The sequence below is a fragment of the Pseudobutyrivibrio xylanivorans DSM 14809 genome (genome assembly GCF_900141825.1).
Lineage (GTDB): Bacteria > Bacillota > Clostridia > Lachnospirales > Lachnospiraceae > Pseudobutyrivibrio > Pseudobutyrivibrio xylanivorans.
In genome coordinates, this window is the sequence record NZ_FQYQ01000002.1 from 297,897 (window position 1) to 308,277 (window position 10,381).

Annotated in this window: 13 protein-coding genes; all 13 read left to right on the forward strand. The window is 39.7% G+C overall.

From position 1 onward, the window contains the following. The first annotated feature begins 16 nt into the window (after window positions 1-16). Window positions 17-973: an RnfABCDGE type electron transport complex subunit D gene (locus tag BUA88_RS03115; RefSeq protein WP_072912561.1), complete on the forward strand. Its 957-nt coding sequence runs from the start codon at window positions 17-19 to the stop codon at window positions 971-973. After that, entirely contained in the window at window positions 966-1,589 is a 624-nt protein-coding gene (locus BUA88_RS03120; RefSeq protein WP_072912564.1) for an RnfABCDGE type electron transport complex subunit G, read from the forward strand. The genes BUA88_RS03115 and BUA88_RS03120 overlap by 8 nt, the downstream gene beginning before the upstream one ends. Continuing rightward, window positions 1,582-2,442, forward strand: coding sequence for an electron transport complex subunit RsxE (gene rsxE / locus BUA88_RS03125; protein WP_072912567.1), 861 nt, complete (start codon window positions 1,582-1,584; stop codon window positions 2,440-2,442). The genes BUA88_RS03120 and rsxE overlap by 8 nt, the downstream gene beginning before the upstream one ends. Then, on the forward strand, window positions 2,442-3,026 hold the full coding sequence (gene rsxA / locus BUA88_RS03130; protein WP_072912570.1) for an electron transport complex subunit RsxA: 585 nt from the start codon (window positions 2,442-2,444) through the stop codon (window positions 3,024-3,026). Before rsxE ends, rsxA begins: the two co-directional genes overlap by 1 nt. Before the next feature lie 13 nt (window positions 3,027-3,039). Then, complete coding sequence (locus tag BUA88_RS03135; protein WP_072912573.1) at window positions 3,040-3,831, forward strand: RnfABCDGE type electron transport complex subunit B; 792 nt, start codon at window positions 3,040-3,042, stop codon at window positions 3,829-3,831. A 155-nt stretch (window positions 3,832-3,986) separates the two neighbouring features. After that, window positions 3,987-4,820 (forward strand): glutamate 5-kinase, encoded by an 834-nt coding sequence (proB, locus tag BUA88_RS03140; protein ID WP_072912576.1) that lies wholly within the window; start codon window positions 3,987-3,989, stop codon window positions 4,818-4,820. Between the two features lies 1 nt (window position 4,821). Further along, window positions 4,822-5,043: a DUF896 domain-containing protein gene (locus BUA88_RS03145; protein WP_330365440.1), complete on the forward strand. Its 222-nt coding sequence runs from the start codon at window positions 4,822-4,824 to the stop codon at window positions 5,041-5,043. Continuing rightward, complete coding sequence (locus BUA88_RS03150; RefSeq protein WP_072912579.1) at window positions 5,024-5,623, forward strand: 5-formyltetrahydrofolate cyclo-ligase; 600 nt, start codon at window positions 5,024-5,026, stop codon at window positions 5,621-5,623. Before BUA88_RS03145 ends, BUA88_RS03150 begins: the two co-directional genes overlap by 20 nt. Continuing rightward, entirely contained in the window at window positions 5,610-6,854 is a 1,245-nt protein-coding gene (locus BUA88_RS03155; protein ID WP_072912582.1) for a glutamate-5-semialdehyde dehydrogenase, read from the forward strand. The genes BUA88_RS03150 and BUA88_RS03155 overlap by 14 nt, the downstream gene beginning before the upstream one ends. Before the next feature lie 14 nt (window positions 6,855-6,868). After that, the gene (gene miaB / locus BUA88_RS03160; protein WP_072912585.1) at window positions 6,869-8,302 is read left to right on the forward strand and encodes a tRNA (N6-isopentenyl adenosine(37)-C2)-methylthiotransferase MiaB; all 1,434 of its coding nucleotides are present in this window, start codon (window positions 6,869-6,871) and stop codon (window positions 8,300-8,302) included. Between the two features lie 19 nt (window positions 8,303-8,321). After that, window positions 8,322-8,939 carry a Holliday junction branch migration protein RuvA gene (gene ruvA, locus BUA88_RS03165; RefSeq protein ID WP_072912588.1) on the forward strand — a complete coding sequence of 206 codons (618 nt, stop codon included), beginning with the start codon at window positions 8,322-8,324 and terminating at the stop codon, window positions 8,937-8,939. Window positions 8,940-8,954: 15 nt separating this feature from the next. Continuing rightward, entirely contained in the window at window positions 8,955-9,965 is a 1,011-nt protein-coding gene (gene ruvB, locus BUA88_RS03170) for a Holliday junction branch migration DNA helicase RuvB (RefSeq protein WP_072912591.1), read from the forward strand. Window positions 9,966-10,135: 170 nt separating this feature from the next. Continuing rightward, window positions 10,136-10,381, forward strand: a 246-nt coding sequence (locus BUA88_RS03175) for a hypothetical protein (RefSeq protein WP_143151392.1), incomplete at its 3' end; no start/stop codon positions are given.

Below are 10,381 nucleotides of genomic sequence, written 5' to 3' on the forward strand. Positions count from 1 at the left end.
AAAGGAAAGGCAAAACATGAGCAATTTATTAAAGGTTTCTTCATCTCCACATGTTAGAGCCAAGGACGATACAAGTCGTATCATGTTTTATGTAATCCTTGCCCTTATGCCAACAACGATTTTTGGTATTTTCAATTTTGGCCTTAGAGCATTATTACTAGTTGTAGTTTGTATTCTAACATGTGTACTTTCAGAGTTTTTATTTGAAAAGGCAGTTGGTAAGAAAAGCACAATTAAAGATTTAAGTGCTGCTGTTACAGGTCTTTTGCTTGCACTTAATTTACCTAGCACACTTCCTGTATGGCAGGCAGTGATTGGTTCCGTATTTGCGATAGTCGTTGTAAAGATGCTTTTTGGTGGATTGGGACAGAATTTCATGAACCCAGCACTTGGCGGAAGAGCATTCCTTGTAATTTCTTTCGCAGCTACAATGACTCATTTCGAGTATGATGGCGTTGCAGGTGCAACACCTCTTGCTTGTCTTAAAAATGGCGAATTAGTAAATACACTTGATATGCTTATTGGTCGTACAGGCGGTACCATCGGTGAGACAAGTGCTCTTTGCATTCTAATTGGAGCTATCATTCTTATTCTTTTAGGAGTAATTGATTTAACAATTCCTGGTGTTTATATTTTGAGCTTTGTTGTATTCATCGTTTTATTTGGTGGACATGGATTTGACACTACATATATCGTTGCTCACCTTTGTGGTGGTGGACTTATGCTTGGTGCATTCTTCATGGCTACAGACTATGTAACATCACCAATTACACCTATGGGAAAGATTATATTTGGAATATGCCTTGGCGTTCTTACAGGTTTATTTAGAATTTTTGGAAACAGTGCAGAGGGTGTCAGCTTCGCAATTATCTTTAGCAACCTTCTTGTTCCTCTTATTGAAAGAGTAACTGTTCCTAGAGCATTTGGTATTGAACGTGAGAGAAAACCAAAGGAGGTGAAGGCTAATGAATAAATTAGTTAAAGACGCTTTGGTTCTTACGGGTATTACTGTTGTTGCAGGTTTTGCCCTTGGTTTGGTATACGAAATCACAAAGGCACCTATTGCAAAAGCACAGGATGATGCCTTGGTTAAAGCCTATCAGACAGTTTATTCTACCGCGGAAGCATATGAGCCTTTAGAGGGATTCGATTCAGAAAAGGCTACTGCTTTAGTACAGGAAGCTGGCTATACTGACGACACAATTGATAATTGCGTTACAGCCTGGGATGCTGATGGCAATCAGGTTGGATATATTATCACTGTTACTTCATCAGCCGGATACGGTGGAAAGATTACATTTTCAATGGGTATCACCAATGACAGTGTAATTAATGGTTATTCTATTACCAGTATTTCAGAGACAGCGGGTCTTGGAATGAAGGCAAGAGATACTGGCGCTGGAACGTTTTCATCTCAGTTTGAAAACAGAAAAGCAGAGATATTTACAGTTACAAAAAATGGTGCATCTAAATCCTCTGAAATTGATGCCATTTCTGCAGCTACAATTACATCAAAAGCTGTTACTAATGGCGTAAATGCAGGTGTTACCTACTTTAATTCTTTAGTAGGAGGTGCAGCAAATGAATAAATATCTTGAAAGATTATATAACGGCCTTTGGAAGGAAAATCCTACCTTCGTATTGATGCTTGGTATGTGTCCGACACTTGCTGTTACCACATCAGCTATCAATGGTATTGGTATGGGTCTTTCTACTACAGTTGTACTTGTACTATCTAATATGATGATTTCTGCTCTTAGAAATCTCATCCCAGACAGAGTAAGAATGCCAGCGTTCATCGTAGTCGTTGCATCATTCGTTACAATCGTACAGTTCTTAATGGAAGGCTTTACTCCATCATTATATGAGTCACTTGGAATATACATTCCACTTATCGTAGTTAACTGTATCATCTTAGGACGTGCAGAGAGCTACGCATCTAAGAATCCAGTTATTCCATCTATGTTTGATGGTATTGGAATGGGACTTGGTTTCACGGTTGGCCTTACACTTATTGGTATGGTTCGTGAAATCTTAGGTAATGGTTCATTCTTTGGTAACAACATTGCTGCATTGAATGATTATCACATTACTTTATTTGGACTTGCACCTGGTGCATTCTTTGTACTTGGGTTCCTTGTAGCAATCATGAATATTATTAGAAGGAACATGGAAGCTAAAGGGAAACCACTTCCAGCAGTTCAGGGATGTCTCGGTGGAGATTGTTCAGGATGTTCACTTTCAAGTGCATGTACTGGTAAGTCTTTAGTACATCATGTAGAAGAGCTTCCTCCAGTAAATCCTAAGGATGTTGCAAAGCCACAGATGGTTGCACAGGAGGTTAAGCACACAGCTAATGCTAAGAATGTAGAGGATGTAGAAAAATCTGGATCTGATTCTTCTTATGCTGATGATATTGAAGGAAAGGGGGAAGATAAGTAATGAGTTATTTTACAGGATTAGTTCTTTTATTGGTTGCTTCTGCAATCGTAAATAACGTTGTTCTTTCTCAGTTCCTTGGCTTATGTCCTTTCCTTGGAGTTTCCAAGAGAGTAGAGACAGCAGCTGGTATGGGCGGTGCGGTAATATTCGTAATTACGATAGCATCTTTTGTTGCTTCACTTATTTACAAATTTATCCTTGCACCTACAGGATTTGAATACATGCAGACAATTGTATTCATTCTTGTTATCGCAGCCCTTGTTCAGTTTGTTGAGATGGTTTTAAAGAAGAATGTGCCATCACTTTACAATTCACTTGGTGTATATCTTCCTTTGATTACAACAAACTGCGCTGTTCTTGGTACAGCAATTAATAACGTAACTAACAACTATGATATTCTCGAATCAGTTATCAATGGTTTCGGTGTTGCAGTTGGTTTCACAATTGCTATTGTAATCATGGCTGGTATTCGTGAGAAAATTGAATACAACGATATTCCAGAGACTTTCAAGGGCTCAGCTATAGTTCTTGTCACAGCAGGACTTATGGCAATGGCATTCCTTGGATTCTCAGGAGTAATATAAGGAGGGCTGACGTATGAGTATTGCGGGAATTTTACTGGCAGCAGTCATTGTTGGCGCTACCGGTTGTATTATTGGATTTTTCCTTTGTTTCGCTTCTGAGAAATTTAAAGTAGCAGTTGATCCTAAGGAGGAGGCTGTACTTGCAGTTCTTCCTGGTAATAACTGTGGTGGTTGTGGATACGCTGGATGTTCAGGTCTTGCTGCTGCAATTGCCAAAGGAGAGGCACCTGTTAATGGATGTCCTGTCGGTGGGGCTCCAGTGGCTGCACTCGTTTCAGAAATCATGGGTGTCGAAGCAGAGGAAGGTGGACGTAAGGTTGCTTTTGTAATGTGTCACGGTACATGTGACCACGCTGCTCAGCTTTATGATTACACTGGTGTAGAAGATTGTAAGGCGATGGCTTTTGTTCCAGGAGGCGGCCCTAAGGCTTGCTCTTATGGATGTATGGGATTCGGTTCCTGCGTTAAGGCTTGTCCATTTGATGCAATTCACATAATAGATGGAGTTGCAGTAGTAGATAAGGAAGCCTGTAAGGCATGTGGTAAGTGTGTTGACACTTGTCCAAATCATCTTATTGAGCTTATCCCTTACGAAGCTGGTCATGCAGTTCGTTGTCACAACAATGATAAGGGCAAGGACGTTATGGCTGTCTGCAAGGTTGGTTGTATTGGATGTCACAAGTGCGAGAAGACTTGTGAATTCGGTGCAATCACAGTAGATGGATTCTTTGCTCACATCGACCAGAGCAAATGCACATCTTGTGGTAAATGTGCAGAAGTTTGCCCAAGACATATAATTTTATAAATCGTAAAACCCTTAGCAAATTAAGCTAAGGGTTTTTTGCGCCCAAAATAAACTTGGCTTGCGGGAGCATGTTATACTAGAATGGCGCTGATTTCTCTTGCCTAAACGCGGTGGTAAGTGGTATGATATCGGGGAATATAAATAGGAGAAGCGCTATGTACGGACATGATTTTACTAAGAAGAAGCGTGTTGTAGTTAAGGTTGGTTCATCTACTATTACACATGATGCTACAGGTAACATTGATTACACTAAGCTGGAGCGTTTAGTACGACAGCTTTGTGATTTGCGAGCTCAGGGCAAGGACGTATGTCTTGTTTCATCTGGTGCCATCGCAGTTGGTCGTTATGCCATTGGCCTTAAGGAACGTCCTAAGGACCTGGCTACAAAGCAGGCTTGTGCCTCTATCGGGCAGGCTTATTTGATGTCGGTTTATCAGAAGCTTTTTTCTGAGTATAATCAACGAGCTGGTCAGATTCTTATGACTAAGAAGACTATGACTGACCCAGAGTCCAGAGAAAATGCACGTAACACCTTCGAGCAGCTCTTTGCACTTGGCGTTATTCCTGTTGTAAATGAAAATGATACAGTTGCCACACACGAGATTCAGTTTGGTGATAACGATTCCCTTTCAGCTATTGTTACCGCTCTTGTTAAGGCTGATGCTCTTGTATTGCTTTCAGATATAGATGGTCTTTATACAGATAATCCTAATACAAATCCAGATGCGGAGTTTGTTCCTATTGTAGAGGATTTGGATGCTGTAATGGATATGGCCTCAGAGGAAAGCACATCTAATGTTGGCACCGGTGGCATGACTGCAAAGCTTCGCGCAGCACAGATTGCTACGTACAGTGGCGCTGATATGGTTATTACAAATGGCGCACACATCGGTAATATACACCGTATTTTTGAAAACAAGGATAAGGGCACATTATTTGTTGCAAACAAGCGTGATGATGTCCGAGTCTTAGATTTATTAGAGGATTAAAATGATTACAGAGAAAGATATTGCAAGAATCAACGAATTATATCACAAGAGCAAGGCAGAAGGCCTTACTGACGCAGAAAAGGAAGAGCAGGCAAAGCTTAGAAGAGCATATATCGATGCTATCAAGGGAAATGTCCGTGCTCAGCTAGATAATATTGACATTGTAGATGAAAATGGCAAGGTAGAGAACCTTGGCGAAAAATATGGAAAGAAGTCAAAATAACGCTAATCTTAGAAAACAAAACAAATTGATGAGAGATAGTATTGAGCTACAGGACAGGCAGTTTCTATCTCAGCAAATCGTTATTAGTTTAAAAGCTCTTTTGGAATCTGATTTTGAAAGAGCTAATATTTTTTTATGCTTTTATCCATTTGGCTCAGAGGTGGATGTACTTCTATTATATAAGCATCTTTTGGATAAAGGGAAAGAGCTTTATTTCCCAGTATCTGACAAAGAAAATCATCAATTGATTTTTAGAAGAGTTTCTAATCTTTCTACAGATTTTCACCTGGGTGCATATGATATTATGGAGCCTAATGATGATCTTCCGGTTTATAATAATGATGGTGATGCCGTTGTATTTACACCGGGACTGGTTTTTGATACTAACCTTAATCGTCTGGGGTATGGAGCAGGATATTATGACAGATTTTTCCATCAGAATAGTGATGTAATTAAAATCGGTCTTTGCTTCAACTCTCAGATTAATAATGAAATAATCCCAGAGGAGCATGATGTTCCAATGGATATTATAGTTACTGACAGGCGCATCTTAAGGAGAAAAGGCTATGACATTAATTGAACTTGCAACAAAGGCTAAAGAAGCCAAATACGAGATTGCACTACTTTCCACTGAGGTTAAAAACAAAGCTATTTTAGCAGCGGCAGATGCACTGGAGAAAAACAGTGCTGAAATTATCAGGGCCAACGCTATTGATATGGCAAACGGTGAGAAAAAAGGGCTTAATCAGGGACTTTTGGATCGCTTAAAGCTTGATGAAGGTCGTATCAAGGGTATGGCTGATGGACTTAGAGTAGTTGTAGAGCTTGAAGATCCAATCGGAAAGATTACAGAGGAATTTGACAGACCTAATGGATTGAAGATTAAAAAGAGACTTGTTCCAATTGGTGTTGTAGGTGTAATATACGAGGCCAGACCTAATGTTACAGCAGATGTATTTGGACTTTGCTTTAAGACAGGAAATGCTGTTATCCTTAAGGGAGGCAGTGATGCACTTGAATCAAACAACGCAATTGTTAAGGTAATAAAGGCTTCTTTACAGGAAAATGGACTTCCAGTAGATGCCATTACACTTATAGAAGATACTACAAGAGAGTCCACTAACCAGATGATGCGCATGAATGATTACATTGATGTGCTCATTCCAAGAGGTGGAGCTGGTCTTATCAAATCAGTTGTAGAAAATGCATCTGTTCCAGTTATTGAAACAGGTTCGGGCAACTGCCATATTTACGTAGATTATGATGCAGATATTGATATGGCTATTAGCATTATCGAAAATGCCAAGACACAGCGTATTGGAGTTTGCAATGCGTGTGAGTCTCTTGTAATTAATGAACAGATAGCGGCATCGCTTCTTCCAGCATTGAATTCTAAGCTTAGAGAACACGGTGTGCAGATTTTTGCTGATGAGAAATCCAGATCTTTCATGGAGGGCTCAGATGCAGCCACAGAAAAGGATTTTGCTACAGAGTATTTAGATTACATCATCTCTGTAAAAACAGTTTCCAATGTTGATGAGGCAATCGCCCATATCAATAAATATAATACAGGTCATTCTGAATCTATAATCACAAATGATAAGGAAAATGCAGAAAAATTCTTAAGTGGAATCGACGCAGCCTGTGTTTATGTAAATGCTTCCACCAGATTTACTGATGGATTCGAATTTGGCTTTGGTGCTGAGATTGGAATAAGCACTCAGAAGCTTCACGCTAGAGGTCCAATGGGACTTTTAGCATTAACAAGTTATAAATACACCATCTATGGTGATGGTCAGATTAGAAAGTAAGATAGGATTTTTAAATGAGTATTACAGATTTATTAAACAATGCTCCAGATCAGGAGCCAGAGCGTCAATATTATTTTATTGAGGAAGCAAAGAAGATTGTAGCAAAGAAGGAGCAGGAAAAGGGCCGTAAGCTTACTTGCTGCGTTACTACTTTTGGCTGCCAGATGAATGCCAGAGATTCTGAAAAGCTTCTTGGTATTTTAAAGCAGATAGGTTACGTGGAGACAGAAGATGAGAATGCTGATTTTGTTATCTACAATACCTGTACTGTTCGTGAGAACGCTAATAATAAGGTTTATGGTCATCTTGGTATCCTTCACGGTTATAAGAAAAAGAATAGGGATATGATGATTGGTCTTTGCGGTTGCATGATGCAGGAGCCTACAGTTATCGAGCACCTTAAAGCTAATTACAAGTTCGTAGATCTTATTTTTGGTACACACAATCTCTATAAGTTTGCAGAGTTATTTACTACAGCACTTCTCAATAAAAAGGGCATGATTATTGATATCTGGAAGGACACAGACAAAATCGTAGAGAACCTTCCAATTTCTCGTAAATACCCATTTAAGTCTGGTGTAAATATTAGCTTTGGCTGCAACAACTTCTGCTCATACTGTATCGTTCCTTATGTTCGTGGACGTGAGCGTTCTAGAAAGCCTGAGGATATTGTTGAGGAGATTAAGGGACTTGTAGCTGATGGCGTTGTAGAGGTTATGCTTCTAGGACAAAATGTTAACTCTTACGGTGTAGGTCTCGAGGAAAAGGTTACTTTCGCAGATCTGCTTCGCATGGTAAATGATATCGAGGGATTGAAGCGTATTCGTTTCATGACTCCTCATCCAAAGGATTTATCTGATGAATTAATCGAGGCTATGGCTACATGTGATAAGGTTTGTCATCACATGCATCTTCCTCTTCAGTCAGGTAGCACAGAAATTCTTAAGAAGATGAATCGTCGCTACACAAAGGAGCACTATCTTGGTTTGGTTGAGAAGCTTCGCGCTCGTATTCCAGATGTAGCTATTACTACTGATATCATCGTTGGTTTCCCTGGTGAGACAGAGGAAGATTTCCTTGATACTATGGATGTAGTAGATAAGGTTCATTATGATTCAGCATTTACATTCATCTACTCAAAGAGAACAGGCACACCTGCAGCGGCTATGGAGAATCAGGTACCTGAGGATGTTGTAAAGGATCGTTTCGACAGACTTCTTGCTCTCGTACAGAAGCACGGACATGATAAGGTTCAGTCTCTTGAAGGAACTGTTCAGGAGGTTCTCGTTGAAGAGGTTAATGAGCAGGACGCTTCACTTGTTTCAGGTAAGCTTGCTAACAATGTAACAGTTCATTTCCCTGGAGATGAATCTATGATTGGAAAAATCGTCAATGTTAGGTTAAACTGTTGTAAGGGATTCTACTTCATTGGAGAAATCTCAGAATAAACAACAAGGGGGAGAGTGTATGTTTGCTTACGTTCGCGGCACACTTTCAGATATTGATGAGAATATTGTAATAATAGAGAACAATGGAGTGGGCTATGCTATTAGCTCTTCTATGAGTACAATTAGACAGCTACCTAATATTGGCTCAGAAATAAAGCTTAATACAAAGCTCATTCCAAAGGAAGATTCTCTTACTTTATATGGATTTTATGATAAGGAGGAGCTTAAGATGTTTGAGCTTCTTCTTTCAGTTAGTGGAATTGGTCCTAAGGGAGCTCTTGCTATCCTTAGCAACATGACTGTCAGTGATATTCAGTTTGCTGTAGCAGGGGAAGATGCAAAGGCTTTTGCGGCATGTCCTGGAATTGGTAAAAAGACTGCAGAGCGTGCAATTATCGATCTTAAGGATAAGGTTGATATAATTGGTGCGTTTGAAGCTAAGATTACTTCAGATTTATCGGGCAAGAAGAAAGCAGCTCCTGCGATTTCTGTTAAGGAAGAAGTACTTGAAGCGCTAGTATCTCTTGGTTATTCCGCAAGTAATGCTGCTCGTGCTCTTGATAAGATGACAATCACCGAATCTACCACTACAGAGCAGCTTTTAGGTGACACCTTAAAACAGATGTCATTCTTATAATTCAGGGAGTTTACAATGTTATCAAACAAACAAATCACATCAACAATAGCAAGTCACGAAGATCTTGTTAATGATAATGCCCTTAGACCTAAGTCTTTTGATGGCTACATTGGGCAGACTAAGGTTAAGGAAAATATGAAAATTTATATTGAGGCAGCAAAGAATCGTGGTGATGCCTTGGATCATGTGCTTTTATATGGCCCTCCAGGTCTTGGAAAGACTACACTTGCTGGTATTGTAGCAGGAGAGATGGGGTCAAATATAAAGGTGACATCTGGTCCAGCTATTACCATTCCAGGTGAAATTGTTGCTGTGCTCATGACACTTAAAGATGGAGATATCTTATTCATAGATGAGATTCATCGTCTTTCAAAGCCAGTAGAGGAGACACTTTACTCAGCTATGGAGGATTTTGCTGTAGATATTGTTATGGGTAAAGACACTACCGCTCGTTCAATCCATACCAAGCTTCCGCGATTCACTCTTATTGGTGCTACCACCAGACCAGGTCTGCTTTCAGCACCCCTCAGGGATCGTTTTGGAATCATCGGACATATGGATTACTACACTCCGGAGGAGCTATCTACAATCGTTACAGCATCTGCTACTAAGCTTAATGCACCTATTGATTACGAGGGAGCTTATCAGATAGCCCTTCGTTCAAGAGGAACCCCTCGTCTTGCTAATAGATATCTTAAGCGTGTACGAGATTATGCTGAGGTTCGTTATGATGGAGAGATTACAAAGGAGGTAGCTTCAGCTACTCTTGATTCACTTGAGGTAGATACTTTAGGACTTGATAATAATGATAGAAATATTTTGCTTGCTATCATAGAGCGTTTTAATGGTGGTCCGGTAGGTTTGGATAATCTTGCAGCCACTGTTGGAGAAGATTCTGGTACAATCGAAGATGTTTATGAGCCATACCTTTTGCAGCATGGTCTTATTATTCGTACTCCAAAGGGGCGAGTGGCCACAAAGGTTGCATATGAGCATTTCAATTTACCAATACCTGAGAACATGTAGAATAAGTATCAGATTGTAATTGTGCAACTTTACAAATAATACACACACGTTTTAACGTAAAACACGATAATTGTAGAATGTTTCAAAAAGAGCCAGGTTTCACTTTACCTGGTTCTTTTTTTGATGTTATAGTTATGGTCGATTTATTATAGATAGTAGGGATTATAAATATGGGAAATATTGAATGGAATACCAGTAAAGTAAAGGAGTATTTTGAGGCATGCCGAGTGCACTACGAGAGATTTCTTTCTATGTCAGACTCTCTTATGAAGGCATTCGAGGCTTTTGTAAATGATGATACTCATACTGGTGAAGAAGCAGAGAATTCCAAGGGATTTGTCAGAGAAAGACAGATACCTTTACTTATAGATATAACAGATGATATTCAGCAGTTGGAGGCACTTCAGGACGAGATT